The following is a 26,104-nucleotide window of genomic DNA, read 5'->3' on the forward strand; positions in this document are numbered from 1 at the left end:
CGTTAGCGGTGTCCGTTAGGCATGATCCCGCTAGATGTGTTTGGGTCGGAATCGGTCGCAGCGGACCTGTTAGAGCAGGTTCGCTGGCGTAACGGTGTTACTTGCCCTCGCTGCCGTTCTGACCTGACGGTCAAGAACGGCAGCTATGGGCACTTTCAGCGCTATCTCTGTAAGAATTGCGACCGCACGTTCAACGACAAGACCGGCACAATCTTCGCCCATTCGAAAGTCGCACTCAGAAAGTGGCTGTTCTCGATTTACGCGTTTCTCCGGTTTAACACGAGTCTTCGTCAACTTCAGATAGAGATCGACGTCCAGTACAAAACGATCTACCAGCGCGTCGAGCGCTTCACGAAGGCGCTTGATGCACCTTCGCTTGACCTTGTCGGACCGGTCGAAATCGATGAAGTCTACGTTTCTGCAGGGCTGAAAGGCCGCGAGCGCGACCAAGAGTCGCGCTCGCGTGGCCTGTCCACGCGTGGGCGAGGAACGTACGAGCAGGACAAACCGCCGGTGTTTACGATCGTCGATCGTGGCACCGGCGACCGATACGTGATCCCAGCGAAATCAGCCGACGAATCGACGATTCGGCTCCTTCTCGAAAACCGTCAGAAGGAGCCACTGACCGTCTATACTGACGGATTTCGTGCCTACGATCCACTGGCCGAGGACGACGCATTCGACCGCGAATACGTCGTCCACGGCGACGGCGAATACGCCAACGAAAACGTACACGTCAACACCTGCGAGAGCCACGGATCGCTGCTGCGACCGTGGCTCTCGCCTCATCGAGGCATCTCAAAAGACAAGCTCACACAGTATCTCCGAGCGTTCCAACTTCGACGAAAGATACTGCGGAAACCAGGGAGAGAAGCGCTCAAACACGCTATCAAAGCGACGCTATGAGATCAACAAAGTGCTACACAAGAGCGTAATCGTTAATATTCCTCAAGTCCCGCTTGTTCGTCCCCATCGGTAGTCCCTATGGCCGCATTTTTATCCACTTTCCGGTCAGACATTCCGTCTGTTAGCTTTCCAATTGGGGGAACGGAATCGGAGACACCGTCATGCTCCACGACTACGACCTCAATAATCCCGTTCTCTACCTCGTGAGCAAGTGATTCCCAAATTACAAAGTATGGCACAAGTTCACGGTAGTTCCCGATACGGTCGGTCAGGTAGTAGTACAAATCTCTGTTCGGTAAAACGATTAAACCACCATGTATTATTCCAGACATCAATCCGAGTGTGATTCGGTTCAATGATCGGTGACTCGAGGAAATATTTCCAGTCTCCCATTCCGCTACGATCAAGCCCTGCTCTCTCTCCATCTCGACCTCCTTCATGGCGTCAAACCATGGACTGGATAGGAAATCCAGCGGGTCGTCGTAGTACTCCCCCATTTTTTCCAGCGTCTCGTCAAGTATCCCGCGTTCTTCAAGCAGGCCGCTCAACCACTTCCGGCCCGTAGACTCCCAATTCGACTTCTTGTCCAAATTCGCCTCGAACTGTTCGGTTATTGGGTTGACTCCGTTCTCATTTTCCTCTGGATATACGAGAAATTCATCGTTCCTCGGTGGCCAGTACACGTCTCTAACGGAGTCTAATACGTCCTCACGACCCTCACTCCAAATGGCCGTGTTGGGAAATTCTCCTTCGTCGAGAATTGTGTACGTATGGCTAATTTCCATTGTTGAAGAACCAACGATAATTCCCAGCCACTTTCTCCGAGTCGATCCGGCCCTCTGCGGCAAGTTCCGTCAGACGCCGGTATGCAAGGTCAGACGAGCAACCTACGTCGTCGGAGACGTCCGAAGTCGAGCAAGATCCCAGCTTTTTAACTGCACGGATGAAATCCTCATCAGAGTATTCCTGGCTGAACCGACCACTGTACTCGTCCCGGTCGCGGTCCATTGATTAACGAATGTCTTCAACCAGCAAATATTTGTACCGAAGAAGCCCACCTTTCTCTGGATAGTGAAAGGTTTATAAGTGACTGTGCTACAATACAGAATTACAATGGGCAACACTTCTATATTCACAAACAGACGGCCCAACCAAGAAAGAGAGGCTCACGTATGACAGGATTATTATTCCGCTCGGCGGGCGACGTCGTGAGTCAATTACGTCGTCAGCGAGAACTCACAGATAACGAACTAGCAAAAGAGGCGGGACTCCGCGTCGGTACACTCCGAGAGATAGAAACAGGCGTTCCGCCTACTGACGATCAAATCGAGAAACTCGGCGAAGCTCTCAACGTATCTCCAGACGCCATTCGACTCGTCGCCGGCGAGTTTCCGGAGGAACTTCATTCGGAACTCTTGGAAAATCCCAACCGGGCATTGAATGTTCTCCAAAATGCGTTTGATACTGAACCCACCACTTCGGAGGAAGAAGTTAGTTTACCCGATCCCGTTTTCACCACCGGCCAGGGTAAACTCTACAATGCCGATTGCCGCGAGATCCTTTCCGAACTTGAAGACGAATCGTTTGATCTGATCTTTGCCGATCCTCCTTTCAATCTGGATAAGGACTACGGCGAAAAAAACGGGGACGACCTAGCCGAGGACGAGTATCTCCGTTGGTCTACCGAGTGGATCGACCAAGCGGTTGATCTACTCAAACCTGGTGGTGCGTTTTTCCTCTACAACCTCCCGACCTGGAACACCCATTTCGCCCACTATATCTCTCGCCGACTCAACCTACGACATTGGATTGCCGTCGACATCAAGTTTGGTCTTCCCATCCCAAATCGACTATATCCTTCGCACTATTCACTTCTCTACTTCGTTAAGGGGGATTCGCCGAAAACCTTTGATCCCGACCGTCTACCCATAGATACCTGCCCCCATTGTGGAGGTGAACAAAACGACTACGGTGGTTATAAATCGAAAATGAATCCTAAGGGCGTGAACCTGACCGATGTGTGGGACGACGTACCACCTGTTCGGCACAACAAGTATCTCAATCGGGATGCCAATCAGCTTAGCCTAAAGCTCCTGCACCGAGTAATCGGAATGGCCTCTGAGGAAGGGGATCGTGTGCTAGATCCCTTTGGTGGAGCAGGCACAACCTACGCCGCCGCCGAGATCATGGGCCGCGAATGGGTAGGAACAGAACTTCACGATTGCTCTCCGATTATCGAACGATTTGAGAATCTCGACCAAGATAGAGAATACATAGCGGAAATCGAGGAAGATTTGAACCTACTGTTCACTGAAGACGCTCTGAAAAATCGAATGAAGTACAAGGACGAGTTCAATTTCAATTTCGACGACTACGACCTCAGCGAAAGCATGAACGGATCTGTTCAACAGAGACTTGGCTCCTACGAGGAGTGACGGAAGAGCGGTATCGCAGGATAATACGGCCGACGCGCGGCCACACAACACCGTCGATATGAATGATCAACCACTGGAATTGTGACCTCTGGAACGGTCAGGCTCGTCCGCCGAGGCGTCTGGTGAGCGATCGCACAGACTGCGTGACTTCAGCGGGATGGGGGAGTCCGAGCCGGTACCGGATTCGATCCTGTCGTTTGAACGGCTCGAACGCCGTCGGCTCGCTCAACTCCCAGACCTCGGCCGGGGCGTAAGAGGAGCTGGCGTGACACTCGAGCACGGCGTTTGCTGCACGCCGCCCTGCTTCGTTCGCCGACTCCATCGAGGCCAGATCCGAGTTCGTCCGCACGTAGTCGGCCGCCAGCGTCAGGTTCGCAACGTCGACATCCGCCGGCGGCCGGTTGCGCAGGGAGCCGACGGTGTTGATCAACAGCGGGGACTGGTTCCCGACGCCCTCCTCTGTCTCGACGATCGCCGGATCGAGGAACCAGTCGACGAGCAGGTCGTCCGAGAGCGTCGTTCCGGTCACGTTCAGGTGCGCCTTTAGCTGTGTCCAGATCTCCGTTGTGATCTCCTCTCGAGTACACTCCCGTGCGGGTTTCCGGTAGACGATCCCGGGGGTCTCCCAGTCGGAGGCGATCACCGAGAGCACGCCCTCGACCGCGTCGGGGCCACGCTCCCCGACGTCGTACTCGTCGTCGGGCCAGAACTGGCGCTGGGAGATCGACGTCAGCGCCCACGGCGAGTCGGTGTAGACCTGGTGCCCTCGCGTCAGTTCGACATCCTCGGTCAGGTAGAACTGGATACCGTTCATCCAGGCCGTCTCGAGGCGTTCGATCCGCCCGAGTTCCGGTGCGGCACGGGCGAGTTCGGGCGTGACGAGCGTCGGGGCGACCTCGACGGGGACTGCGAGGACGTACTCCTCGGCAGAGACCGTCTCTCCGTCGGCCAGCACGACGCCGGTGATTCGCCGGCCGTCGAACTCGAGTCGTCGCACCGGTGCGTTCGACCGGAGGTCGGTGCCGAGACGCTCGAGGTAGTCGAGCCAGGGAGCGATCCAGGCGACGCTGGTCGGCGCGTTCAGGACGTGTTCGGTCGGCCGCGTCGGGTCGAGTTGGCCAAACAGCAACTGCAGGTAGATGGTTCCGATTGTCCGGGCGCTGCCAGCCTGCGGGCGGAGCGCGACCAGCGCCTGCGTGGCGTAGGCGAGCCGGTCGCGAAACTCCGGCGAGCGGTTGTCGGCGTCGATAAAGGACCACCAGGAGATGTCGTCGAGTTCCTCCTCGCGGCGGGCCTCGCAGGCGGTTAGCAGATACAGCAGGCGCTCGAGCAGGAAGCGAACGTCGTCTGCGGGCAAGTCCTCGGCGAACGCCGGTCGGATCGCCTCGAGCCAGCCGCGCAGCGAGTCGGGGGTTCGGGTGTCGGCGATCTGTCCGGGTCCGTCGACGGACGCGATGAGTGTCGCGTCGGTCTCGACCAGGTTGTCCGCGACGGTGTCGTCACCGTCGGGAATTCGCTCCATCGTGTCGATTACGTGGCGGTAGAACGCTGGGAAGAACCGAAAGCCGTGTTCGCCGTGCAGCGGCGGGGTTTCCGTCTCCGGTGTGGCGGGCATCGACCGGGCTTTGCCGCCGAAGCGGTCGTTGGCCTCGAGGACGGTCACGTCGAAGCCACGTTCGGCGAGTTCGTGCGCTGCGGTGAGCCCGCCGATTCCACCGCCGACCACGGCAACGTCGGTGTCGACCATTAGCATAGCCAGGCGCTTGCTCGACATAATAGGTGCCCCTAACGACGTACGAGACCGGTATCGTTGAGTGGCCCGCTCACGAACCGTCGTTTATGCGACTGTTCGTCAGCGTTGACCTTCCCGACGACCTCGCTGAGCAGGTCGCCGACCTCCAGGAAGTGTTCTCGGAGGCAAGCGGTCTCGACTTCACCAACCCCGAACAGGCCCACGTCACGCTGAAGTTCCTCGGCGAGGTGGACGAGGAGCGACTCCCCACCCTCGAGTCGACACTCGAGGCCGCCGTCGAAGACGCCGATGTCTCGCCGTTTACCGTACGCTTTGGCGGCCTGGGAGTGTTTCCGGACCTCGAGTACATCAGCGTCCTCTGGCTCGGGACCGAGACCGGCGGCGACGAGTTGACGACACTCCACGAAGCGATCGAGGAGCAAACGACCGCGATGGAATTCGACGCCGAAGCTCACGACTTTACACCACACGTCACTCTCGCGCGGATGAACCACGCCGGCGGGAAAGAACTCGTCCAGGACCGCGTTCGAGAGCGAGACCCGACCGTCGGAGAGACGACTGTCGACGAGGTGCGACTGACCGAGAGCACGTTGACGGACGAGGGACCGGTGTACTCGACGGTCGAACGGTTCCCGCTCGAGTAGTCGGGCCTCAGATGGACAAGATTTTAAGCCACCGTGGGCTACGTCCGGCTACTATGGGTAAGAAATCGAAGGGCAAGAAGAAGCGTCTTGCCAAACTCGAGAACCAGAACAGCCGCGTTCCGGCCTGGGTCATGATGAAGACGGATATGGAAGTCACCCGGAACCCGAAGCGACGCAACTGGCGACGCAGCGACACTGACGAGTAACTATGAGTGCAAGCGACTTCGAGGAACGCGTCGTCACCGTTCCGCTGCGCGATGTCAAGAAAGGGGCCAACCACGAGGCCGCGGACCTCGCGATGCGACTCGTCCGCGAACACCTCGCGAAACACTTCGCGGTCGACGAGGACGCCATTCGCCTCGATCCGTCGATCAACGAGACGATCTGGTCGAACGGCCGATCCAATCCACCACGGAAACTCCGCGTCCGCGCGGCCCGCTTCGAGGAAGAAGGTGAGGCCGTCGTCGAGGCCGAGGTCGCCGATTAAACTTGCAACGTCTCGCCTTCGCCGGGTCGGCCTACGTCGGCGTCTTCGCCCGCGCGACCGACTCGTGCGTGCTCGTTCGCCGTGACGTCGACGAAGACATCGTCGCCGACCTGACCGACGAACTGGAGGTGCCGGCCGTCGAGACGACGGTCGGTGGCTCCTCGACGGTCGGTGCGTTAGCGACGGGTAACGAGAACGGCCTTCTCGTCAGTTCTCGCGTCCTCGAGTACGAACGCGAGCGACTCGAGGAGGCAGTCGACCTCCCCGTCGCGGAACTGCCAGGTAGCATCAACGCCGCCGGCAACGTCGTCCTCGCGAACGACTACGGGGCCTACGTCCATCCGGACCTCTCCCGGAAGGCGATCCAGATCGTCAAGGACACACTCGACGTGCCGGTCGAACGCGGCGACCTCGCAGGCGTCCGCACTGTCGGCACCGCCGCGGTCGCGACCAACGCCGGGGTGCTCTGTCACCCCAAGGCGACCGACGAAGAGTTAGACGTTCTAGAGGACGTCCTTGACGTCCGGGCCGACGTCGGCACCGTCAACTACGGCGCGCCACTCGTCGGGTCGGGGCTGGTCGCCAACGAGGCCGGTTACGTCGTCGGCGAAGACACGACTGGACCGGAACTAGGCCGGATCGAGGACGCGCTGGGTTACCTCGAGTGACGCGGCTGTTTGGCCGCATCCGTCTTTCTACCGGCTCTTTCACCCCTTCTGTGTCAGCAGCAGTTGCCTCCTGCAGATCGACGTCTCGAGGAGGGACCGGCGGGGAGAGTCGATCGCAATCGAGGGCGGACGGTTGGACGAACTGTTCCGAAATCGGAACGCTTGAGATTGCCTGCTGGGAAGAGCGGCTGTGAGCCGCGCTCGTCTCTTCGCCTCGCTGTGTGGTCTGGTCTTTCTCCTCAATCTCGCCAGAATCATCTTCGCGCCGCTGCTGGACGTGATTATCGTAGAGTTTTCGATCGGTGAGGCGGCCGCGGGGCTGCTCGTGACGCTGGCGTGGGTCGGCAGTGCCTCGCCCCGATTGCCGACGGGCTGGCTCCTGACGAAGGTGCCGCGTCACTACGTCGTCATCGGCTCTGGCGCGATTTTGGCCGTCGCAGCCGCATTCGCCGCGACGGCGGCGACCGTCGAACACCTCATGGTCGGAGCCTTCCTGATGGGGATCGCTTCCGGCGTTTACTTCGTCTCGGCGAACCCGTTTCTCAGCGAACTCTACCCCGAACGGATCGGACACGTCATGGGCGTTCACGGGGCCGCAAACCAGGTCGCCGCCGTGCTCGCAGCGCCGCTTGTCGCCGTGACGGTCGTCGTCGACTGGCGACTGTCACTGTGGCTGATCGCCATCGGTGCCGCGCTCGTGACGGTCTACACGGGACTCGCTGCGAAACGGACCAAGTTGCCTCGAGCGGGCGCAGAAGACAAGAACTTCCTCGCTGGCGCACTCTCGGAGTGGCGCATCATCGTCACTGCGCTGGCGCTCGTTGGCCTCGCCTCGTTCGTCTGGCAGGGCGTGTTCAACTTCTACGAACTGTACATGCTCGAGTCGAAGCGGCTCTCGTCGGAAGAGGCGAGTATGATGCTCACCATCGTCTTCGCTGCGGGCATTCCCGCCTTCTACTTCGGGGGCGACCTCGCCGACAGGCTCCCGCACGTCCGCTACCTGCTTGGTATCGTCGGCTCGTTCTCGGTGAGCCTGCTCGTGTTGACCGCGGTCGACGGGGTCCTCGGGCTGATCGTCCTCTCGGCCGTCGTCGGTTTCGTCATCCACGCGCTGTTTCCCGCAACCGACACGTTCTTGCTGGATACACTCCCCGACGCGACGCGTGGCAGTGCCTACGCCGTGTTCAGTTCCGTGTGGATGCTCACGCAGTCGCTTGGCTCGTTCGTACTCGGACTCTTCGTCGAAGCCGGCTACAGTTACGACCTGGTGTTTCGCACCGGTGCCATCGTCCTCGCCGCAGTGGTCGTCGTCCTCTTGCTTCTCGAGCGAACGGACCGACTCCCGATCTGACACTATCGAATGCTGAACTGATCGGACTCTCCCTCGGCAAGTGTCGCTTTCTCTCGCAGTTTTACGATCCGCCCCGTCGAGGTCGACTCGATGTCGGCCGCGGCGTCGACGTGCTCGAGAGTACCGAGCAACTGCGCTCGTGGAGGGTTCTGGGCCGCGCCGCAGTCGTAGATGGTGAGGAGGCCACGGTCGCTGTCCTCGCGGTCGTAGACGACGACGTGGGCGTGGTTCGGAAGCCGCCACTCGTCGTCGCCGGTGGGTGGAAGGTGGTTCATACCCGAAGTCCGCTCACTGCGGTTCGAACCGATGGAGTACGACTTCGCTGTCGTCGTTCCACTCGAACTCGTCGTGAGAGCGCTCGAGCAGTCGGCGGTACCCCTCGAGGTCGTCCATCCCCTCGGCCTGAGCGTCTTCGTCGGTGAGATCGCCGAGGGTTCGCTCGGCCACCTCTCGCACTTCGAAGGTGGTGTCCTCGATGGTGAACGTGTCGCCCTCGTCGGCGTACTGGTGCCCACGGTGGATCTGGGTGACCTCGCCCTCGAGGGCCTGCTGTTTCGTGCGGTCGTTCGGCAGGAGTTCGCCGGGTTCGATGTCGGCCATAGTCTGTGGTCGGACGCCGGGAGCAAAACCGTTTGGTCCGGACCCAAACGACGAACCGGTCGGCAAGACTTATGACACGTGGCAAATAGGTCTCGGGTATGGTCTTTCAATCCGCGATCGCTCGACTCCGGACCGGATTCGCGATCGCGAAAGCATCGTTCGGCGTTCTCCGCCGCGAGAAGTGGTTGCTCGCGTTCCCGATCCTGTACGGTTTCGCTGTGATCGTCGGCCTCGTCGGCTTGCTTGCCGGACTCGTGGTCGTCGTCTTCGGCTCCGCGATCGGCGTCGCTGCTCTCGAGAGCGTCGCCGTCGACGTCGGCGGCAGCGAAACCGTCACAGCGGTGCTCGGACTCGTCGGCTCCTTTCTCTTTCTGTTCGCTGCGACCGCGGTTGCGACGTTTTTCAGTGCCGCACTCGTTCACTCGGTGGGGAAGTTGTTCGCCGGCGAGCCGACCGGCGTGCGTGACGGGCTGGCCGGTGCCTGGGAGTCGAAGCGGACGATCTTCGCGTGGGGCTTCGTCGGGGCCGCCGTCGGAATGGTGTTTCGTGCCCTCGAGAGCCAGGAGGGGAAACTCGCCGCGACCGTCAGAGCGATCGCCGGCTTCGCCTGGTTCGCGATGACGTTTTTCATCGTCCCAGTGATCGTCTTCCGGGATAGCGGCGTCCGCGAGTCGATGCACGACAGCGTCACCCTGTTCCGTGAGACGTGGGGCGAGGTCGGCGGGATCAGCCTCGGAATCGGCCTCGTCACGATAGCAGCCGCGATCCCGGTTCTCGGTCTCGGGATCGGCGCGCCCGTGTTCTTGCTCGAAACGCCCGGCACAGTGCTCCCGTACACGATCGGCCCGACCGTCGCGTTGCTGGTCGGCATCGCGCTCGTCCACAACGCTGCGACTGCGATCGCAAAGACCGCGCTGTATCGATACGCCGATGCCGGCGAGCTACCACCGGCGTTTGACGGCATCGATCCCGACGACCTCGTGCGGTCCAGACGCCGCTCTCGAGCGACGATGGGCGGAGGGCAGGGCAGCCAGCCGGGGAAGATATAGCCCGACCCGCAAGCGCGGTCCCGGTCTCCCGACGGAAGGGAAGATTCTTCCGACTGCCCGCCGGATGGATAGCCATGAGCCAATTTACGGTGACCGGTCAGTTCAAGACCCGCGACGGCCACGCGGAGTTCGAGAAGACGATCGACGCCGAAAACGAGAACGTCGCCCGCGAGCACATCCTCTCGCAACTCGGGAGCCAGCACGGACTCAAACGCACCGAGATCGATCTCGAGGAGGTCGGCCAATGAGCCAGCAGCAACTCCAGCAGCTCTCGCAAGAACTCCAGGAGATCCAACAGCAGATCGAGGCCCTCGAAACCAGCGTCGAGGAGATTCAACAGGAGAAAGTCGAAGTCGACGAGGCAATCGAAGCTCTGGGCACCCTCGAGTCGGGTTCGACGGTGCAGATGCCGATCGGCGGTGGCGCGTACCTCCGGGCCACGATCGAGGATATCGACGAAGCGATCGTCGAACTCGGTGCCGACTACGCCGCCGAGTTCGAAGAAGACGACGCCGTTTCCGCCCTCGAGAACAAGAAAGAACACCTCGACGACCAGATCTCAGAAGTCAACGAGGAAATCGCCGAACTCGAAAGCGAAAGCGAGAAACTCGAACAGCAGGCCCAGCAGCTCCAACAGCAGACGATGCAACAGCAGATGCAGCAGATGGGGCAGGGCCAAGGCCAGGAACCGGACGAATAAGCCCCACTCGCAGCGACGACGTCGACCACTTTCGTCACGCTAGTAACCGCGATCCACACCACGAGTCATGTTCGACAACCTGAAAGACAAGCTCGGGAGCTTCCGCAAGGACGCCGAAGAAGCCGCCGAAGAGAACGTCGAAGAAGTCGACGAAGAGTCAGCCGAAACGGACGAGCCGTCCGAGACAGCAGACGGGGCTGGTGTGGAAGAGACGGGAGTCAACACCGCAACCGGCGTCGAGGCCGCCGGTACGGGTGCCGAACTCGAGTCGGAGTCGGCAAAGACACCGGAGCCGGACGAAAAACCGGAAGCGGTCGACGCGACGACCGATATCGGCGACGACGATCCCGGCTTCGGCCACAAGGCCAAATCCCTCGTGACGGGTAAGTTCGTCATCGAGGAGGAGGAACTGGAGGACTCTCTGCACGAACTCGAGATGGCGTTGCTCTCGAGTGACGTCGAAATGAGCGTTGCCGACGAGATTCTCGAGAACATCCGGGAAGAACTGGTCGGCGAAACGCGGACGTTCACGACCTCGACAGGAGAGGTCGTCGAAGAGGCTCTGCAAGAGGCGATCCGGGACGTGATTAGCGTCGGCCAGTTCGACTTCGACGAGCGGGTTGCCGTCGAGGACAAGCCCGTCACCATCGTCTTCACCGGCGTCAATGGCGTCGGCAAGACCACCTCGATCGCGAAGATGAGCCGGTACTTCGAACAACGGGGCTTCTCGGCAGTGATGGCAAACGGCGACACCTACCGCGCCGGGGCCAACGAACAGATCCAGGAACACGCCGACGCCCTGGACACGAAGTGCATCAGTCACGAGCAGGGCGGCGACCCTGCCGCTGTGCTCTACGACGCCGTCGAGTACGCCGAGGCCAACGACGTCGACGTCGTCCTCGGCGACACCGCCGGTCGCCTGCACACCGACGAAGGGCTGATGGATCAACTCGAGAAGATCGACCGGGTCGTCGGTCCCGACCTGACGCTGTTCGTCGACGAGGCGGTGGCGGGCCAGGACGCCGTGAACCGCGCCCGCGAGTTCAACGACGCCGCCGAGATCGACGGCGCGATCCTGACGAAAGCCGACGCCGACTCTAACGGCGGTGCAGCGATCTCGGTCGCTCACGTCACCGGCAAACCGATCCTGTTTCTCGGCGTCGGCCAGGGCTACGACCACCTAGAGCGGTTCGACCCCGACGAGATGGTCGAACGACTGCTTGAGTCCGACGAAGAGTAGTACGGGTTGTTGTAACTGGTTCCGGTGTAACCGCTTCGGGTTGCGGTTGGGTCGAAAATGGCGTGCCGGAAACCGTATCGAGCAGTGTCGAGGTGTTCCGGCCAGTCGAGTCGCGCCAGACATCTCGCTTTTTGCGTCGATCGATCCCCAAACTCGAGCGACAGCCGTCGGGACGGTCGAGTGCCACGGCCGTTAGGGCGTGCTGTCGGCGTCGGACATCGCCTGACTGAGAGGGATTATCGTAGGAGTTCATAGTTTTTCCGTGACGAACCACGACACAGCGTCGAAGGACGGGCTTCGAAACCTCCGATTGGCTACGATAATCCCTATGAGACGGACTGCGGTACCGATGTCCCGGCGCAACCGAAAGGGGGCTCGCGGTCGCGCCGGAACTGACTGACAGCAAACCGTCTGAGTCGATCGCGGTCGGTGGCAGGTAACGTCCACTTCGGCGAAAGCGGGTAAAGCCTCCGTCTGGGGCCGAAACGACCGAAGTCGCTTAGTGGCCGGCGGTACCAGCCCGAGTATGAACCCGTCGAACTGGGAAACCTATCTCGTCACGCAGGAATCGGTCTCGAGCGGACGCCCGACGCTCGAAATCGTCGCGGACGCGATCGCTGGCGGGGTCGATGTCGTCCAGCTCCGCGAGAAAGAGACCGACGCGCGGCGGCGGTACGAACTCGGGCTCGAATTGCGCGAGCTGACCGCGGAGGCGGGTGTCGACCTGATCGTCAACGATCGCGTCGATGTCGCACGGGCGATCGACGCCGATGGAGTCCACGTCGGCCAGTCGGATCTGCCGGTCTCGGTCGCACGCGACCTGCTCGGTCCAGACACGATCGTCGGCTGTTCGACTTCGACGGTCGAGCAAGCCCGGGAGGCGGCAGCCGACAGCGCGGACTACCTCGGCGTCGGCACGATCTACGGGACGACCTCGAAAGATGTCGCCGAGGAGAAAGACGGCGTTGGTCCCGAGCGAGTCGCGGAGATTACCGACGCGGTCTCGATCCCGGTCGTCGGAATCGGCGGCGTCACCGCAGAAAACGCGGCCTCGGTCGTCGAAGCGGGCGCGTCGGGTGTCGCCGTCATCTCCGAGATCACGACCGCAGAGGACCCACAGACTGCAACCGAGACACTCGTGGAGGCCGTCGAAACGACGAAGGCAGTCGATGACGAAGGGAGTGAAGAATGACCCACATCGACGTCACGAGTGACGCGCTCGCGGACTCGCTCCAGGCCGTCGCCAACGGCCAGCCGCTAATCCAGGCGCTGACAAACGAGGTGACGATGAACGACGTGGCGAACCTCATTCTCCACTGGGACGCACTGCCGGTGATGGCCGACTCGCCCGGTGACGCCGGTGAGATGGCCGATCTCGCCAGTGCCCTCTTGCTCAACACCGGACAGGTGCCACGTGAGAAAGTCGACGCGATGCACGAAGCTGGCGCGCAAGCGAACGAAACCGAACTCCCAGTCGTCCTCGATCCAGTCGGCGTCGGCTCGACGCCCACCCGGAAGTCGGTCGTGAAAGACCTACTCTCTGCGATCGACTTCTCGATTATCAAGGGGAACTACGGCGAGATAAGCGCACTCGCCGGTGTCGACGCCGAGGTCAGGGGCGTCGAATCCGTCGGCGACTACGACGAGATCGAACACGCTGCCAGGTCACTGGCCGACTCGAGCGACGCGGTCGTCGTCGCCTCGGGAGTCGAAGATATCGTCGCCGGCAGCGACGGCGTGTACCGACTGACCGCTGGCCACGAGATGCTCGGCGAGGTCGTCGGCACCGGCTGCATGCTCGGAGCGACCGTCGCGTCGTTTGCCGGCGCGGTCGAGGACGACCACGTGGCCGCCCTCCACGGAACGCTCGCGTTCGGCCTCGCCGGCGAGCGTGCGGCCGAGATGACCTACAGCGGACCAGGTAGCTACCGAACGAACTTCGAAGACGCCGTCTACGGGTTCACGGCCGAGAACCCGACGGACACAGACCTCGAGTCGCGGGTCGAACGACTAAACTGACTGCTCGAGCGTTCGGTGTCGACGGTGAAAAACGTCTTTTGGTCGACGGTGGAAAAGCGGCTTTCTCACTCCGTCTCGTCGGACGTCACGCCCTGAACGATCAGGTCGAGAAGCATCGCCTTCGGACTCTCCGGTGGCTGTCGCGTATCGATCAGTTCGTACGCCGTCTCGACGTCGCCTCGGAGCGCACACTGGCGGACGCGACTCGCCGTCCGGAGAAACTCCGATGGTTCGGCAGTCTGGATGAGTTCGGTCGGTTCGGGGTCGTCATCCTCGAGTGCGTTCTCGCGGATCTCGTCGAACTGCGTCAGTGTCGGTTCGTAGTCGTCTTCGAGTTCGGTGAGTAAGTACTCCACGGCAAAGCGCTGGAACTCCGACTTGTTGGTAAACTCGCCCTCGTCAGTGTGTGCTTGGACGCGCTCTATCACCTCCGCGGGGAACCGAACCGTCGACTTGACCATAGTATCGCCATCTCGTGAGAGAATATTATAAGCTTTGGACGAGGGGACAGGATGACGGAATTGGTAAAAGTAACCATCATACTGCTCGAATTAAATTCCCAACTGAATGCGCAGACGGACGTACATCACGAGTTCGGCAGTGGGTCTCTCCGGTATCCTGGCAGGGTGTCTCGACGAGCAGACCGAGGACGACGAAGAAGACGAGATCGAATCGTACAGCGAGGAACGACTGACAGAAGACGAGATCGAATCGTACAGCGAGGAACGACTGACAGAAGACGAGTACCCCGAAATAGAATGGGTCGAAGAATGGGTCTCTGGCTCGGACTATCGGCTTTCTGTCTCGGTCGATTTCAACGGTGCTGACGAAATTACCTTTCGAGCAGTTGGTGGAGTTGTTCTCAAAGAACTCGAGCGGTCCACACACCAAGACGAGAAAGTGCCGATCGCAGGTGAAGACACGAGCTATGGCTTGGTTGAGTCTCCAACGTCGATCAACGCGGAAGTCGATACGGGCGGCATCTCGCCCATGGAGATACCCGTCGACACGCATATGGTTGGTCTCGATGACCAGCCCTCCCAGCCGTTTCACCTTACAGGACTTTCCGGGAATACGTCCCCCGATCTCGACGATGACGAACAGTACGACCGATCGTTCTCGTTCGAGTACGAAGGGACAGAATACCAGCTGTCGGTCACAATTCCAGAATCTCTCTACAACTACTATACTGAGCGAGTCAGAGTGAACGACCGAGGCGCATACGTGGCCGACCCCTACCAACAACCGTATCTCGGTACCCTCGCAGACGAGTTCGGAGACGCTGGCTCACAGGAGACGATCAACAAGATGCTGGCGTTCGTTCAGCAACTCCCGTACACTGAGGACGAAGTGTCCGCTGGAATTCAACAGTACACCACCTATCCCCTGGAAACGCTGTTCGACGGGGGCGGCGACTGTGAGGACACCGCGATTCTGCTCTTGGCGCTCATGGCGCAGGCGAACTACGATACAGTCCTCCTCGCTTTCCGGGACGAACAGCACATGGCCCTCGGTGTGGCCGGGGAGGAAGGGATACCGGGAGCCTATTATGAATACGAGGGAACTCGCTACTACTATCTGGAGACCACTGCACCGGGCTGGCAGGTCGGTGAGGTCCCACCTGATCTCGAGGGTGCGAAAGCAGAAATTCAAGAAATCGATACTCACCCCACGCTCGTCTTTGCGTGGACGACAATGCCCGCGCTCGAGGGTGAAGGAGTCGAGGTGGACATCGTAGTGCAAAACGAAGGTGACGTTGCTGCTCGAAACACGCAGGTATACGCCTATTTCGAAGAGAAAAGTGGACAAGTAGTTGCATCGGAAGACACGTCTCAGTTCACTATCGACCCCAGCCAGGACCACGAGGAAACAATTAGTCTCGTACCCCCGGACGACGAGACTCTCCGATGCGTCATGGAGGCGAAAATAGATGCTGAGGTTCACGACCGAGCGAAGAGCGAATGGCGTGAACCTGACGAATTTATGTCTGAATAGCTATCACTCTCTTCTTCCAACTCCCGACCGACACTGGCGTGTGAACTACCCCACCCTACTCGCTCACGGCTGACGCCGTTCGCTCCTTGAGGGTAGCGTGAGACCGAAGGTCTCACGGACCATGCGAACGGGCGCTTCGCGCCCGTGAGCAGATGGGGCTTCCTGCTTCCACGACGCGCTTTGCAGGAACCGAGGTGGTTCCCGTAGGGAGCGCAGTCTCCACAGGCGTTCGAAAATCGCTGCGCGATTTTCGCAGCCCATCAGAATCGCACGGCGATTCTGAGGACGTTGATTCGGAGCGTCCCGCTCCTACCTGCTTGATCCCGCGAGAAAGAATGTTCCAGGCCGCGTTCCAGTCCCGATCGGCGGTGAACCCGCACGACGGACAGGCGTGTTCGCGGACCCACAGCGGTTTCTCGCTCGACACACCGCAAGCCGCACACTCTTTGGTCGTTCCAGCCGGATCGACGGCCACGAAGCGCGTTCCCTCGCGTTCGCACTTGTACTCGAGCATCTGAAGGAACGTCCCCCACGCTGCTCCAGCACGGTTCCGAGAGTTGCCGTCAAGTTCGACCAAGCCTTTTGCGTCAAGGTCTTCGATCGCGACTAGATCGTACTCTCGAGCGTAGTAGTTCGAGAGTTTGTGCAAGAAGTCTCGGCGCTTGTTCTTCAGGTCGGCGTGACACTCGGCCACGCGACGGCGTTGTTTCTCGTAGTTGTTCGAGCCGTGATCTTTGCGCGAGAGTTTTCGTTGCTCTCGCTCGAGCCGTTCGCGTTCGTCCGAGAGGTCAACCGATTCGACCGCGTGACCATCGGTGTCGTGGGCGTACTTCAGGATGCCTACGTCGATCCCGACGACGTCCGTCGGCTGGTCGGGCTTTTGCGGTGGCTCTCGGTCGACTTCGACACCGAAGGTGGCGAACCACTCTCCCGTTGGCTCCTTCTTGAGCGTGACCTGTTTGAGTGCGGCGTCGTCGGGGATTTCTCGGTGGAGTCGGATCGGAATATCTGCGAGTTTCGAGAGTGACAGGACAGTCTGACCGCCCTTCTTGTCGAGCTTGAAGCCAGACTGGTTGTACGTGAAACTGCGGAACTCGCGTGGTGGCTTCCACTTGAGTTGGCCGACGTCGTAGCCGTTCTCTTTGAGTGCGGAGAGGCTACTGAGGTTGTTGAACAGTCGTTCGACGACGGTCTGAAGAACTTTCGAGTACACGTCATTGAGGTCGTCCCACCACTTTTTGAGGCCAGGTAGCTCCGACCGAAGCGTGGTCATGGACGGTAGTTCGCCGTGGTTCTCTCGGTACTCGTTGAGGCGGTAGCGAGTGTGATTGTATAGTTGCCTACAGATATCGCGCTGGCGGTCCAACTCCTTGCGTTGGCCGTCAGACGGCTCGAGGCGATACTTGTAGGCGTAGTACATCAGCTCTCGCGTTCCTCGATTAGTTCGTCGAGTTTCTCTTGAACGAACGACGAGAGATTCAGGTGGTTGTCCTGAACCCACTCGTGTTGGTCCTCTCGGAGAGTAATTGTGGTCCGTTTCATCGTATCCAAAATATATACTCTATGCAAAAACATTTGCGACTCCGTGGGCCTGTGGGCCTGCCATCGAATCGTGTATGAAAACCGTGCGGCGCTGTATCCCCTCCCTGCTCGCGCCTTCGGCGCTCGCTGAGGAAGGGGCATTAGCGCCTCGATTCAGCTAATCAAAAACCCAGCGTCACCTCGAGCGTGACCCTGCCTCCGTTGTCGGGACCGGTCGAGTCGATACCGCTGTCAGTTCGAATCCTTCGCTTCTCGAGGGCACGACGAATATCCTCGTCGATCGCCCGATAGGCTGCTGGGCGATAGACGGCCGGCGTTCGACGTGATAGAGCTGACTCGCGGAGACAACCTCTTCGCGCATCGGCCTCAGTTCCGTGCCGGGCGAAGTCTCGGAATCAGGAACGGCGACGGTTTTCTCAGTTTCGGGCCCGCGAGTCGACCGCCGGCAGCAATCACACTCCGGGCAGCGGTGGGCACGGTCGCGACCGTCACCGAACACCGTGCGAGCAGAGTGGTGACGTGACTGCCGCAGTGCTGACAGGTCGAATTCGAGTGCGTCGGTGGCCCAAGGGATAAGTCACGGCGACCACCACCCAGATCGTCCGACAACAGCAACCGCGATCAAACGAAGGGGTACGGTCGACAGGCGAACGGGCACCGAATTCTCGGGATTCGACTTGAAAACGCTCCTGCGATTTTCGGCAGTGGCAAGACTCGGGCGTAATCCGAATAGAGACCCTACGACGGTAGTTTCGAGTAGAATCGATGGGAGTTGAACGACACCCGAGAACCTGCGCTTCGCGCAGAACCTCGGTCTAGTTCAAATCCATCTCATTGTCTGCCGTCGCTCACGAATTGGGCGCGATAGCAAGCGGGCACGATGGGATTTGAACCCACGACCGTCGGATGTCTTCCCCCACCGCAATCCCGGCGGGGATAGAAGTCCGACGCTCTTTCCGGACTGAGCTACGTGCCCAAGGCCGTATCGAGTACCTCACTAAGCTTGTAATCGTCAGCCCAATTTATACCCTTTGACTGGTTGTTACTGGGCAACTCGACGCGAAGGACCATCTATAGATCGCCCGGACCACAAGCGAGTGTTGGCCGTCCGAACGATCGGGGCTCCTGGAGCGTCAATACCGTCGGCACGAGGTTGACGGCTTTGACCCCGATCGGTGCGAGGATCACGGTCACGTTCAGCGCCCACGCAACGTTGACCACGATGGGTGTCAGCCACCAGCCGACAAGCAGGAACCAGAGCGCACGGACCAGCAGGGATCGCTGTGCCATACTCGAGTCGGGGCAGCCACCAGGGATAGGGATATCGGAACCGAACCGGCGGCTCACAACCCGAGAAACCGAAGGAAGAGCCCGACGACCAGGACGGCCGCGCCGATTGCAGCTCCGACGAACGGCGGCAAGACCGGAATCGGGATCACGATCAGGAGTGCACCGACGACGATCAGTTTCGTGGAGGTTCGCATAGTGGTGGCACCATCTCGAGGGACAAATCTGTGGGGCTCGAGACGAGTAGAACTCGAATGATCCTCGAAATCAGCCAAGACCACCACGAAAAGGGCTGTCGGCATCCGGGAAGACGGGGGACGTAGGCACGCGGGCGGAGCGAGCGCGCGCAGTGAGCGCCTCGACTGGATGCCGGCTGGTTACTCCGAATGCAACTCTCGAGTCGAGACACAGCCCTTATGCGGGTGTCGGTGCTATCTCGTCTCGATGCACGTCATCGGAACGGTGGGGCTGCCCGGCAGCGGCAAAGGCGAGGCGGCCACCGTCGCACGCGAGGACGGACTCCCGGTGGTGACGATGGGTGACGTCGTCCGCCAGGAGACGGCCGACCGCGGGCTCGAGCCCGCGAAAGACCACGGGAAGGTCGCCCAGGCGTTGCGTGACGAGAACGGGCCGGCCGCGATCGCAGAGCGGTCGTTCCCGATGATCGAGGATCGCCTCGAGAACGCCGACGCGGTGCTGGTCGACGGCATCCGCTCCGGGACGGAGGTCGATGTCTTCGAGGAGCGGTTCGGCGACGATTTCACCCTGGTCAGTATCGAGGCCCCGTTCGATCTCAGGGCCGAGCGCCTCGAGAGCCGTGGCCGAGACGCGGACGAGGGCGACGGTGGCGAATCGCTGCAGGCACGTGACGAACGCGAACGCGGGTTCGGGATGGACGACGCGATGGAGCGAGCCGACGTCGTCGTCGAGAACACGGGCACGCTCGAGGCGTTTCGCGATCGGATTCGAACGATCGTCCGCGAAGGTGCCGAAGCGGAACTCGAAAGCACGGAGGCAAATCCATGACCGAGGTCTACCGCGTCGACGTCGAGATCACTGCGCCGGTGTACGACACCGAGGTTACGGATCGGGTGATCGACGCTGTCGCCAACATGTTTCCGAACGCCGATCTCGAGGAGGAGTTCGGCGAGGTCAGGGGTGAGACACACTCGCTGGAGCACTTCTCGGAGCTGTTGCACCGTCAGGAAATCTTAGATACCGCTCGCGGCGAGTTCTTCTCGAGCCGGGAGGGCGACACCTTCAGCTTCGCACTGAAGAAACAGGCTGCTTTCCAGGGTCGCGTGAACTTCTCGGTCGGCGAACCGGACGAACTCGGCGAGATCGGCGTCCGCGTCCGGGTCGAGGAGCCGAGCCTCGAGGAGTACGTCGACCACATTGCGCCGTCGACGGAAAACGGGCGGCCGGTCGACGAGTAGCGGAATCACTCCCTCTGAACGCGGATTTCGGTCCAGTAGATCTCGTTCTCGTACCGGACCACGTACCTGCCGTTCGGCGACGACGGGTTACGTGGAGAGTCGTTGGGCCGTCGTACCTGTTCTTCGCCCTCGAACTCGGTCGCGACGCGCGCTTCTGTCGCCGATAGTTCCTCGCCGTCGGGGACGCTGTACGTTCCTCCCTCGATCGCCTGCTCGACGACTGCCGCTGTGTCGTCGTCGAGCGGGCCGAGTTCGAACGCGACGAGGTCCCGAATCTCCCGTCCGTACGCCTCGAGCGAGTCGGCGACGACCTCGGCGGTGTACTCGTAGGTCTTCAGCGGCCGATCGGTTCCGTCGTCGATCTCGAGACGACCGCGCGTCTCCGGCCAGGCGATGACCTCGTACTCCTGGTCGGGAACCAGCACCGAGTCGTCGACGTCGTCCTCGAGGTAGTAGACGGACGCGCCGTAGCCGAGGAACGGCTCGGGGGAGTCCCAGCGATCCCCGAACGCGTCTCGGTCGACCTCGGGGAGGTCCTCGTAGTGAATCGCGTTCTCGGGGTCGAGGGTCTCGTCCTCGTCGACCGGGTTGATCTTGTAGCCGAACGACGTTCCCGGGGTCCGGTCGGTGACCGTCGTCTCGGCGACGTAGACGGCCCCGTCGTGGACGTACGGCGACTCAGACGGGAACGGTTCCGAGAGCCCCTCTGCAGTCACGGTCTCGCCCTCGGCGGCCTCGAGAGCGATCCGGTCGTCTTCGTCGTCCGACTCGAGGGATCTGGTCAATCGATCAGCGATATCGGCGTTCGACGTCGCTTCCATGGAGAGCGAGAGCGACGGCGCGGTCGCACAGCCCACGCAGCCACCGGCGGCTATCGAGGCCAGCGTCGCACCAGTCGCGAGGAACTGGCGTCGGTTCATGACAGCACTTGTGGGTGCAGTGACAAATATGCCCGTGTTCGATCGAGTCCTCAAGAGCCGAGGCCGAAACCGACGACGGAACCGGTGGCAAAGCGCACAGTCGAACGCTATCGACAGAACAAGGCCGAAAAGTGATACAGTGGCGCGGTGTACGGCGTCGACATGCACGATACGATCCCGGTCGCCGAGGTCATGGTTACCGACGTCGTCACCGCACCACCGGACGCAAACGTCACGCGAGCAGCGACGCTGATGCGCGACGAGAGCGTCAGTTCGGTGGTCGTCGCTCGAGACGAGATCCCCGTCGGAATCCTCACGGAAGGAGACTTTGCGACGCACCTCTGTGAGCGGGCCGACCTCCGCGACCACGAACTGGCCGACGTGATGTCCGAACCGCTCGAGACGATCGCACCCGAGACGACCATCGTCGAGGCGGTCGACGTACTTCGGACGGACGACCTCGAACATTTACCGGTCGTCGACGACGGCGAGCTCGTGGGTATCCTCACAACGACGGAACTGTCCTACTATGTGCCACATCTCGCCAATCAGGCTCGTCACGCGAAGGAAAGCGACGAAAAAGCGGGGTCGCTACGTCGGCAGGTCCGAACCGACACCCAGTACGAACGCGACGAGTGGGAGTTCGAGTACCGCGGCGACGACGAGGAGACCGTCTCGGTCGGCGACGTCGCTCGGTTTTCGAAGGTCCTCTCGAGCGAGGATGTCGAGGCGTTTGCGGAGAGCAGCGGAGACACGAATCGGCTCCACCTCGACGGAGGATACGCCGCCGAGACGCAGTTTGGTGAGCGGATCGTCCACGGTGTGCTCGCGACCGGGTTGATCAGTGCGGCGCTCGCTCGGCTTCCGGGGCTGACGATCTATCTCTCCCAGGAGAGTAGTTTCCGTGCGCCGCTGTCGACCGGTGACCGGGCCACCGCGACCTGCGAGATCGTCGAGCGTCTCGGCGACGACCGGTACCGGATCGAGACCACGGTCACGGACGGAGACGACGCCGTCGTCCTGGAGGGGGACGCTGTCGTGTTGATCGACGAGTTGCCGCCCGAGCCGTCGGCCGGGACGGAGTCGGCGACGACCGACTGAAGAGAGTAAAGAAGAGCGAAACGCCGGCTCAGAACGGACCCATTCCGCCCATACCACCGCCGCCACCGCCGCCTTGCTGTTGCATTTGTTGCATCATGCGTTGCATCTCCTGTTCGGAGCCCATCCCCTGGAACTGCTTGATCGTCTTCTCCATCATCTTGTACTGCTGGAGCAGTTCTCGGACCTCGTCTTCGCTGGTGCCGGAGCCACGCGCGATGCGTTCGATCTGGCTCGCGCCGATCGCTTTCGGATACTCTTTCTCGGTATCGGTCATCGAGTCCATGATGACGCTGAAAGTGCGCATCCGCTCCTGGGTGACGTCCATCGCGTCGTCGGGAAGCTGATCTTTGACGCCGCTGCCGAAGCCGGGGATCATGTCCATCACCTGGTCGAGCGCCCCCATGTTGTTGACTGCCTCCATCTGCTTTTGCATGTCGTTCAGGGTGAAATTGCCCTGCAGCATGTCCTCGGGGTCCCAGTCGTCCTCCTCGAGGTCCGTCTGCTCCATCGCCCGTTCGACGCGTTCGGCGAGTTGGCCGAGGTCGCCCATCCCGAGTAGCCGGGAGATGAAGCCGTCGGGCTCGAAGCGTTCGACGTCTTGGACCTCCTCGCCGGTCCCGAGGAAGGCGATCGAGGAGTCAGTCTGGTCGACTGCGGTGAGCGCGCCACCACCCTTCGCCGTCCCGTCGAGTTTCGTGATGGCGACGCCGTCAATGCCGATCGACTCGTCGAACTGCTGGGCCTGGTCTTTCGCACCCTGACCGATCGCGGCGTCCAGTACGAGCAAGGAGGTGTCGGGCTCGACGACGCCCTCGATCTGCTCGATTTCGTCGATCAGGTCGTCCTCGAGGGCGTGGCGGCCAGCCGTGTCCACGATGTGGACGTCGGCCTCTTCGGTTTCCTCGAGACCCTGGCGTGCGATTTCGACGGGGTCGTCGGCGTCGGGGTCGCCGTAGAAGTCGACTTCGGCGCGTTCGGCCATCTCCTGGGCCTGGTCGTAGGCACCGGGCCGGAAGGTGTCGGTCTGGATGACTGCCGGACGCAGCCCCTTCGTCGAGAACCACCAGGCCATCTTCGCGGCGGAGGTGGTCTTCCCGGACCCCTGCAGGCCCGCAAGCAGGATCGTCTGTTCCTCGAGCGGTAGCTCCGTGGAGTCGCCGATGAGATCGACCAGTTCCTCGTAGACGATGCTGAGGACGAAGTCTCTCGCGGGCGTGCCGGCGGGTGGCTCTTCTTCCAGTGCACGCGCTTCGATGTTGTCCGAGAGCTCCTGTACCAGTGCGATGTCGACGTCGGCGGAGATCAGCGAGCGCTGGATCTCCTTGACGATCTCCTCGACGTCTTCCTCGCTGACTCGTGACTTCCCGCGGAGTGTGTCGAGCGTTCCCCGCAGGGAGCTTCCGAGATCGTCGAGTACCATTTACGAGGGATACGGGACGACGGCGTTAAAGGCTTTTTCTACGGCCGACAGGAGAAGTCGTCGCTCGTTCGGACGCGTCGGAGCGTATTTCACCCGACGGCGACAACGCACGTCTATGAGCGAAGGAGACGTCGAACCCGTCGACTTCGAGGACATCGATACCGACCCGACCGAGTACGACGCACTCGCAGATGCAGCGGTGGTGATGCGAGTCAACGAGCACGGCCTCTACATCGTCGACGACGAGGAGACTGCCGTCTCGAGTCAGGGACAGACGCCCGAGCAGGCCCTCGCGAACCTGGCAGAAGCAGTCGACTCGTACCGGGAGGCAAGCGTCGACGAGACGGGCGACGACTGGCTGTAGTGTGGGCCGGCCACAGCACGCGCTCGTTTTACGGCCTCGTCCGTGGTCGCCTCTCGCATGACCGAGTACGACGTCGTCGTCATCGGCGGCGGATCGGGTAGCCAGGTCGCGACCGCCGCGGCCGACCGCGGCCTCGGCGCAGCCGTCGTCGAACGCGGGCCGCTCGGCGGTGCCTGTATCACGCGTGGCTGTATCCCCTCGAAGGCACTCATCCACCGCGCGGACGTGGTAGAGGAGATTCAGCGTGCAAAGCGAGCAGGAATCGACGCGACGCTCGAGGGCGTCGCCTACGACGAGATCACCGACGCGATCTACGACGCCGTCTACGAGAAGGCAGACCGGCAGGCAGAGAGCCTCGAGGAGGCGGAGAACGTCACGCTCTACCGGGGTGAGGGACGATTCGTCGACGATCGGACGCTCGCGGTCGACGGGAACGACGAGACGCACGAAATCAGCGGCGAACAGCTCGTCGTCGCCGTCGGGAGTCGGCCGGTGGAGCCGCCGATCGACGGCCTCGAGGATGTCGACTACCTCACCAGCGACGACGCGCTCTACCTCGACGACCGGCCCGACGAACTCGCCATCGTCGGTGGCGGCTACATCGGGGCGGAACTGGGCTACTTCTTCGGCGCGCTCGGCACCGACGTCTCCATCGTCGGCCGCAGCGACCACCTGATCCCCAGGGAGGACGACGAGATACGCAGCCTCGTCACGGGCGCGCTCGCGGAGTACTGCGAGCTGTACACGGGTCACGGGGCGTCGTCAGTGGCAGAGACAGACGGCGATGTACTCGTCACCGCGGAGCCGAGCGACGACGGCGACGCCGTCGAGATCACCGCCGACGACCTCCTGCTCGCGACCGGGCGCGTCCCGAACACCGACACCCTCGATCTCGAGACGACGGCCATCGAAACCGACGATTCGGGGTTCGTCGAAACCGACGAACGGCTCGAGACGGCCGTCGACGGCGTCTGGGCGCTGGGCGATGCCGTCGGTGACGAGCCGTACAAACACGCCGCGGACTACGAGTCGCGGGTGGTGGCGGCGAACGCGCTCGACGCGGACGGGCAGAAAGTGGACTACGACGCCATGCCACACGCCATTTTCACCTCGCCACAGGTCGCAAGCGTCGGGAAGACGGAGGATGAACTCGAGGCCGGAAATCGCTCTTACGAGTCGGCGACGGTTCCGTTCGACGTCTCGCCGCTGGGGTCGATCCGAGAGGCCGACGGGCTGGTGAAGGTACTCGCCGCGCCGGACGGGGATATCTTGGGCTGTCACGTCGCCGGGCCGGAAGCCGCCTCGCTGATCCAAGAGGTCGTCGTCGCGATGGATCGCAGTGGAGGGACCGTCGCGGACGTCGTCGAACCCGTTCACGTCCATCCTGCGCTCTCGGAGTCGATCTACGCCGCGTTCGACGAACTGGCCGACCGCGAGTTCTCGACGGCTCCGGACTGGCGAGACGGCGGAGATTGATCGAACGCTCTCCGCAGCGGGCCGGTAACGGTAGTGTTACGTGATTGGTTTCGCGTCCCTGCTACGTTAATACGGCTGCAGTAACATAATGTAACCGTGAGCGACGATACTGACGACACGACTTCGGACGCATCGGTACTCGTAGTCGGCGGCGGCCCCGCCGGTCTGAGCGCGGCGCTGTTTACCGCGAAAAACGGCCTCGAGACGACTGTCTTCGACACCGACGAGACGTGGATGCACAAGGCCCACCTGTTCAACTACCTGGGGATCGGCTCGGTCGGTGGCAGCGAGTTCATGGCGACCGCACGCCAGCAGGTCGACGACTTCGGTGCCGATCGCCGCCAGGGCGAAGAGGTGACGGGTGTCAGCGAGACGGACGACGGGTTTGCCGTCGAGACCGCCGACGGCGGGTACGACGCCGACTACGTCATCCTCGCAACGGGTGCGAACCGCGACCTCGCGGCGGAACTGGGCTGTGAGTTCACCGACGAGGACGTCGTCGACGTCGGGGTCGAGATGGAGACGAGCGTCGACGACCTCTACGCGACGGGCGCGATGGTTCGCGTCGAAGAGTGGCAGGCTGCGATCGCGGTCGGTGACGGAGCCGCTGCCGCGCTGAATATCCTCTCGAAAGAGAAGGGCGAACGCTACCACGACTTCGACGTGCCCGCAGACGCCGAACGGGTCTTCGGCGAGCAACTCGCGGAGTAA

30 protein-coding genes, 1 tRNA gene and 1 pseudogene are annotated in these 26,104 nt (G+C 61.5%); 20 read left to right on the plus strand and 12 right to left on the minus strand.

The window, feature by feature from the left end; translation table 11 throughout:
* The first annotated feature begins 21 nt into the window (after positions 1–21).
* Entirely contained in the window at positions 22–906 is an 885-nt protein-coding gene (locus tag NATGR_RS07450; RefSeq protein ID WP_015233437.1) for an IS1595 family transposase, read from the plus strand.
* 32 nt (positions 907–938) lie between these two features.
* Here the strand turns inward: NATGR_RS07450 and NATGR_RS07455 are convergent, their stop codons facing one another.
* Positions 939–1,691 carry a PDDEXK family nuclease gene (locus NATGR_RS07455; RefSeq protein WP_005578769.1) on the minus strand — a complete coding sequence of 251 codons (753 nt, stop codon included), beginning with the start codon at positions 1,689–1,691 and terminating at the stop codon, positions 939–941.
* Between the two features lie 387 nt (positions 1,692–2,078).
* On the opposite strand from NATGR_RS07455, the gene NATGR_RS07465 reads away from it, so the two are divergent.
* Entirely contained in the window at positions 2,079–3,341 is a 1,263-nt protein-coding gene (locus NATGR_RS07465) for a DNA methyltransferase (protein WP_015233438.1), read from the plus strand.
* Positions 3,342–3,438: 97 nt separating this feature from the next.
* Here NATGR_RS07465 and NATGR_RS07470 read toward each other — a convergent pair whose 3' ends face one another.
* Positions 3,439–5,088, minus strand: a complete 1,650-nt coding sequence (locus NATGR_RS07470) for a hydroxysqualene dehydroxylase (RefSeq protein ID WP_005578763.1) — start codon at positions 5,086–5,088, stop codon at positions 3,439–3,441.
* A gap of 92 nt (positions 5,089–5,180) precedes the next feature.
* On the opposite strand from NATGR_RS07470, the gene thpR reads away from it, so the two are divergent.
* The 5 genes from thpR to NATGR_RS07495 all read left to right on the plus strand — a co-directional run bounded on the left by thpR (position 5,181) and on the right by NATGR_RS07495 (position 8,244).
* Positions 5,181–5,738, plus strand: a complete 558-nt coding sequence (thpR, locus tag NATGR_RS07475; RefSeq protein WP_015233439.1) for an RNA 2',3'-cyclic phosphodiesterase — start codon at positions 5,181–5,183, stop codon at positions 5,736–5,738.
* Between the two features lie 53 nt (positions 5,739–5,791).
* Entirely contained in the window at positions 5,792–5,944 is a 153-nt protein-coding gene (locus tag NATGR_RS07480; RefSeq protein ID WP_005578759.1) for a 50S ribosomal protein L39e, read from the plus strand.
* A 2-nt stretch (positions 5,945–5,946) separates the two neighbouring features.
* Complete coding sequence (locus NATGR_RS07485; RefSeq protein ID WP_005578756.1) at positions 5,947–6,225, plus strand: 50S ribosomal protein L31e; 279 nt, start codon at positions 5,947–5,949, stop codon at positions 6,223–6,225.
* Between the two features lie 2 nt (positions 6,226–6,227).
* Complete coding sequence (locus NATGR_RS07490) at positions 6,228–6,893, plus strand: translation initiation factor IF-6 (protein ID WP_005578754.1); 666 nt, start codon at positions 6,228–6,230, stop codon at positions 6,891–6,893.
* A gap of 190 nt (positions 6,894–7,083) precedes the next feature.
* Positions 7,084–8,244 carry an MFS transporter gene (locus NATGR_RS07495; RefSeq protein WP_005578752.1) on the plus strand — a complete coding sequence of 387 codons (1,161 nt, stop codon included), beginning with the start codon at positions 7,084–7,086 and terminating at the stop codon, positions 8,242–8,244.
* A gap of 2 nt (positions 8,245–8,246) precedes the next feature.
* On the opposite strand, the gene NATGR_RS07500 is transcribed toward NATGR_RS07495, so the two are convergent.
* Positions 8,247–8,519: a hypothetical protein gene (locus NATGR_RS07500; RefSeq protein ID WP_005578750.1), complete on the minus strand. Its 273-nt coding sequence runs from the start codon at positions 8,517–8,519 to the stop codon at positions 8,247–8,249.
* A gap of 13 nt (positions 8,520–8,532) precedes the next feature.
* Complete coding sequence (locus NATGR_RS07505) at positions 8,533–8,844, minus strand: ASCH domain-containing protein (RefSeq protein ID WP_005578748.1); 312 nt, start codon at positions 8,842–8,844, stop codon at positions 8,533–8,535.
* Between the two features lie 98 nt (positions 8,845–8,942).
* Between NATGR_RS07505 and NATGR_RS07510 the strand changes: the two genes are divergently transcribed.
* The 6 genes from NATGR_RS07510 (at position 8,943) to thiM (ending at position 13,852) form a co-directional block, all read left to right on the plus strand.
* On the plus strand, positions 8,943–9,893 hold the full coding sequence (locus NATGR_RS07510; RefSeq protein WP_005578746.1) for a DUF6159 family protein: 951 nt from the start codon (positions 8,943–8,945) through the stop codon (positions 9,891–9,893).
* A 74-nt stretch (positions 9,894–9,967) separates the two neighbouring features.
* Positions 9,968–10,141, plus strand: a complete 174-nt coding sequence (gene rpl18a / locus NATGR_RS07515; protein WP_005578743.1) for a 50S ribosomal protein L18Ae — start codon at positions 9,968–9,970, stop codon at positions 10,139–10,141.
* A complete protein-coding gene (pfdA, locus tag NATGR_RS07520; protein WP_005578741.1) occupies positions 10,138–10,593 on the plus strand; it encodes a prefoldin subunit alpha in 456 nt (151 codons plus the stop codon). Before rpl18a ends, pfdA begins: the two co-directional genes overlap by 4 nt.
* Before the next feature lie 67 nt (positions 10,594–10,660).
* On the plus strand, positions 10,661–11,833 hold the full coding sequence (gene ftsY / locus NATGR_RS07525) for a signal recognition particle-docking protein FtsY (RefSeq protein ID WP_005578739.1): 1,173 nt from the start codon (positions 10,661–10,663) through the stop codon (positions 11,831–11,833).
* 526 nt (positions 11,834–12,359) lie between these two features.
* The gene (gene thiE, locus NATGR_RS07530; protein ID WP_005578737.1) at positions 12,360–13,025 is read left to right on the plus strand and encodes a thiamine phosphate synthase; all 666 of its coding nucleotides are present in this window, start codon (positions 12,360–12,362) and stop codon (positions 13,023–13,025) included.
* Positions 13,022–13,852 carry a hydroxyethylthiazole kinase gene (gene thiM, locus NATGR_RS07535; RefSeq protein ID WP_005578735.1) on the plus strand — a complete coding sequence of 277 codons (831 nt, stop codon included), beginning with the start codon at positions 13,022–13,024 and terminating at the stop codon, positions 13,850–13,852. Before thiE ends, thiM begins: the two co-directional genes overlap by 4 nt.
* 65 nt (positions 13,853–13,917) lie before the next feature.
* Here the strand turns inward: thiM and NATGR_RS07540 are convergent, their stop codons facing one another.
* Positions 13,918–14,313, minus strand: coding sequence for a ribbon-helix-helix domain-containing protein (locus tag NATGR_RS07540; protein ID WP_005578733.1), 396 nt, complete (start codon positions 14,311–14,313; stop codon positions 13,918–13,920).
* A 106-nt stretch (positions 14,314–14,419) separates the two neighbouring features.
* On the opposite strand from NATGR_RS07540, the gene NATGR_RS07545 reads away from it, so the two are divergent.
* A complete protein-coding gene (locus NATGR_RS07545; protein ID WP_005578731.1) occupies positions 14,420–15,847 on the plus strand; it encodes a hypothetical protein in 1,428 nt (475 codons plus the stop codon).
* A gap of 112 nt (positions 15,848–15,959) precedes the next feature.
* Here the strand turns inward: NATGR_RS07545 and NATGR_RS07550 are convergent, their stop codons facing one another.
* The 5 genes and pseudogenes from NATGR_RS07550 to NATGR_RS19900 all read right to left on the minus strand — a co-directional run bounded on the left by NATGR_RS07550 (position 15,960) and on the right by NATGR_RS19900 (position 18,873).
* Positions 15,960–17,267 (minus strand): RNA-guided endonuclease InsQ/TnpB family protein, encoded by a 1,308-nt coding sequence (locus tag NATGR_RS07550; protein ID WP_015233440.1) that lies wholly within the window; start codon positions 17,265–17,267, stop codon positions 15,960–15,962.
* On the minus strand, positions 17,267–17,389 hold the full coding sequence (locus NATGR_RS20405; RefSeq protein ID WP_005578727.1) for a hypothetical protein: 123 nt from the start codon (positions 17,387–17,389) through the stop codon (positions 17,267–17,269). Before NATGR_RS20405 ends, NATGR_RS07550 begins: the two co-directional genes overlap by 1 nt.
* An 872-nt stretch (positions 17,390–18,261) precedes the next feature.
* Positions 18,262–18,365: transfer RNA gene (locus NATGR_RS07555), tRNA-Arg, on the minus strand.
* 97 nt (positions 18,366–18,462) lie between these two features.
* Positions 18,463–18,679 (minus strand): annotated as a pseudogene (locus tag NATGR_RS07560) (YccF domain-containing protein); the annotation flags it as partial.
* Positions 18,680–18,732: 53 nt separating this feature from the next.
* Positions 18,733–18,873, minus strand: coding sequence for a hypothetical protein (locus NATGR_RS19900; protein WP_015233441.1), 141 nt, complete (start codon positions 18,871–18,873; stop codon positions 18,733–18,735).
* Positions 18,874–19,120: 247 nt separating this feature from the next.
* Between NATGR_RS19900 and NATGR_RS07565 the strand changes: the two genes are divergently transcribed.
* Both NATGR_RS07565 and NATGR_RS07570 read left to right on the plus strand, forming a co-directional pair.
* Positions 19,121–19,702 carry an AAA family ATPase gene (locus NATGR_RS07565; protein WP_005578723.1) on the plus strand — a complete coding sequence of 194 codons (582 nt, stop codon included), beginning with the start codon at positions 19,121–19,123 and terminating at the stop codon, positions 19,700–19,702.
* Positions 19,699–20,112, plus strand: coding sequence for an RNA-binding domain-containing protein (locus NATGR_RS07570; protein ID WP_005578721.1), 414 nt, complete (start codon positions 19,699–19,701; stop codon positions 20,110–20,112). The genes NATGR_RS07565 and NATGR_RS07570 overlap by 4 nt, the downstream gene beginning before the upstream one ends.
* 5 nt (positions 20,113–20,117) lie before the next feature.
* On the opposite strand, the gene NATGR_RS07575 is transcribed toward NATGR_RS07570, so the two are convergent.
* Positions 20,118–21,032: a twin-arginine translocation signal domain-containing protein gene (locus NATGR_RS07575; RefSeq protein WP_005578719.1), complete on the minus strand. Its 915-nt coding sequence runs from the start codon at positions 21,030–21,032 to the stop codon at positions 20,118–20,120.
* 162 nt (positions 21,033–21,194) lie between these two features.
* Here NATGR_RS07575 and NATGR_RS07580 point away from each other — a divergent pair, with 162 nt between their 5' ends.
* The gene (locus tag NATGR_RS07580; RefSeq protein WP_015233442.1) at positions 21,195–22,133 is read left to right on the plus strand and encodes a CBS domain-containing protein; all 939 of its coding nucleotides are present in this window, start codon (positions 21,195–21,197) and stop codon (positions 22,131–22,133) included.
* Between the two features lie 28 nt (positions 22,134–22,161).
* Here the strand turns inward: NATGR_RS07580 and NATGR_RS07585 are convergent, their stop codons facing one another.
* Positions 22,162–23,553, minus strand: a complete 1,392-nt coding sequence (locus NATGR_RS07585) for a signal recognition particle protein Srp54 (protein WP_005578715.1) — start codon at positions 23,551–23,553, stop codon at positions 22,162–22,164.
* 115 nt (positions 23,554–23,668) lie between these two features.
* On the opposite strand from NATGR_RS07585, the gene NATGR_RS07590 reads away from it, so the two are divergent.
* From NATGR_RS07590 to NATGR_RS07600, 3 genes are all read left to right on the plus strand, one after another.
* Positions 23,669–23,917 carry a type II toxin-antitoxin system HicB family antitoxin gene (locus tag NATGR_RS07590; protein WP_005578714.1) on the plus strand — a complete coding sequence of 83 codons (249 nt, stop codon included), beginning with the start codon at positions 23,669–23,671 and terminating at the stop codon, positions 23,915–23,917.
* A 57-nt stretch (positions 23,918–23,974) separates the two neighbouring features.
* The gene (locus NATGR_RS07595) at positions 23,975–25,393 is read left to right on the plus strand and encodes a dihydrolipoyl dehydrogenase (RefSeq protein ID WP_005578712.1); all 1,419 of its coding nucleotides are present in this window, start codon (positions 23,975–23,977) and stop codon (positions 25,391–25,393) included.
* 96 nt (positions 25,394–25,489) lie between these two features.
* Positions 25,490–26,104, plus strand: coding sequence for an FAD-dependent oxidoreductase (locus NATGR_RS07600; RefSeq protein WP_005578710.1), 615 nt, complete (start codon positions 25,490–25,492; stop codon positions 26,102–26,104).

This window comes from Natronobacterium gregoryi SP2, assembly GCF_000230715.2.
Taxonomy (GTDB): domain Archaea; phylum Halobacteriota; class Halobacteria; order Halobacteriales; family Natrialbaceae; genus Natronobacterium; species Natronobacterium gregoryi.

Bases quoted from the DNA above. Each gene is read 5' to 3' on its own strand.
- NATGR_RS07450 (WP_015233437.1), top strand. From the start codon at position 22: ATGATCCCGCTAGATGTGTTTGGGTCGGAATCGGTCGCAGCGGACCTG.
- NATGR_RS07455 (WP_005578769.1), bottom strand. From the start codon at position 1,691: ATGGAAATTAGCCATACGTACACAATTCTCGACGAAGGAGAATTTCCC.
- NATGR_RS07465 (WP_015233438.1), top strand. From the start codon at position 2,079: ATGACAGGATTATTATTCCGCTCGGCGGGCGACGTCGTGAGTCAATTA.
- NATGR_RS07470 (WP_005578763.1), bottom strand. From the start codon at position 5,088: ATGGTCGACACCGACGTTGCCGTGGTCGGCGGTGGAATCGGCGGGCTC.
- thpR (WP_015233439.1), top strand. From the start codon at position 5,181: ATGCGACTGTTCGTCAGCGTTGACCTTCCCGACGACCTCGCTGAGCAG.
- NATGR_RS07480 (WP_005578759.1), top strand. From the start codon at position 5,792: ATGGGTAAGAAATCGAAGGGCAAGAAGAAGCGTCTTGCCAAACTCGAG.
- NATGR_RS07485 (WP_005578756.1), top strand. From the start codon at position 5,947: ATGAGTGCAAGCGACTTCGAGGAACGCGTCGTCACCGTTCCGCTGCGC.
- NATGR_RS07500 (WP_005578750.1), bottom strand. From the start codon at position 8,519: ATGAACCACCTTCCACCCACCGGCGACGACGAGTGGCGGCTTCCGAAC.
- NATGR_RS07505 (WP_005578748.1), bottom strand. From the start codon at position 8,844: ATGGCCGACATCGAACCCGGCGAACTCCTGCCGAACGACCGCACGAAA.
- NATGR_RS07510 (WP_005578746.1), top strand. From the start codon at position 8,943: ATGGTCTTTCAATCCGCGATCGCTCGACTCCGGACCGGATTCGCGATC.
- rpl18a (WP_005578743.1), top strand. From the start codon at position 9,968: ATGAGCCAATTTACGGTGACCGGTCAGTTCAAGACCCGCGACGGCCAC.
- pfdA (WP_005578741.1), top strand. From the start codon at position 10,138: ATGAGCCAGCAGCAACTCCAGCAGCTCTCGCAAGAACTCCAGGAGATC.
- ftsY (WP_005578739.1), top strand. From the start codon at position 10,661: ATGTTCGACAACCTGAAAGACAAGCTCGGGAGCTTCCGCAAGGACGCC.
- thiE (WP_005578737.1), top strand. From the start codon at position 12,360: ATGAACCCGTCGAACTGGGAAACCTATCTCGTCACGCAGGAATCGGTC.
- thiM (WP_005578735.1), top strand. From the start codon at position 13,022: ATGACCCACATCGACGTCACGAGTGACGCGCTCGCGGACTCGCTCCAG.
- NATGR_RS07540 (WP_005578733.1), bottom strand. From the start codon at position 14,313: ATGGTCAAGTCGACGGTTCGGTTCCCCGCGGAGGTGATAGAGCGCGTC.
- NATGR_RS07545 (WP_005578731.1), top strand. From the start codon at position 14,420: ATGCGCAGACGGACGTACATCACGAGTTCGGCAGTGGGTCTCTCCGGT.
- NATGR_RS07550 (WP_015233440.1), bottom strand. From the start codon at position 17,267: ATGTACTACGCCTACAAGTATCGCCTCGAGCCGTCTGACGGCCAACGC.
- NATGR_RS20405 (WP_005578727.1), bottom strand. From the start codon at position 17,389: ATGAAACGGACCACAATTACTCTCCGAGAGGACCAACACGAGTGGGTT.
- NATGR_RS19900 (WP_015233441.1), bottom strand. From the start codon at position 18,873: ATGCGAACCTCCACGAAACTGATCGTCGTCGGTGCACTCCTGATCGTG.
- NATGR_RS07565 (WP_005578723.1), top strand. From the start codon at position 19,121: ATGCACGTCATCGGAACGGTGGGGCTGCCCGGCAGCGGCAAAGGCGAG.
- NATGR_RS07570 (WP_005578721.1), top strand. From the start codon at position 19,699: ATGACCGAGGTCTACCGCGTCGACGTCGAGATCACTGCGCCGGTGTAC.
- NATGR_RS07575 (WP_005578719.1), bottom strand. From the start codon at position 21,032: ATGAACCGACGCCAGTTCCTCGCGACTGGTGCGACGCTGGCCTCGATA.
- NATGR_RS07580 (WP_015233442.1), top strand. From the start codon at position 21,195: ATGCACGATACGATCCCGGTCGCCGAGGTCATGGTTACCGACGTCGTC.
- NATGR_RS07585 (WP_005578715.1), bottom strand. From the start codon at position 23,553: ATGGTACTCGACGATCTCGGAAGCTCCCTGCGGGGAACGCTCGACACA.
- NATGR_RS07590 (WP_005578714.1), top strand. From the start codon at position 23,669: ATGAGCGAAGGAGACGTCGAACCCGTCGACTTCGAGGACATCGATACC.
- NATGR_RS07595 (WP_005578712.1), top strand. From the start codon at position 23,975: ATGACCGAGTACGACGTCGTCGTCATCGGCGGCGGATCGGGTAGCCAG.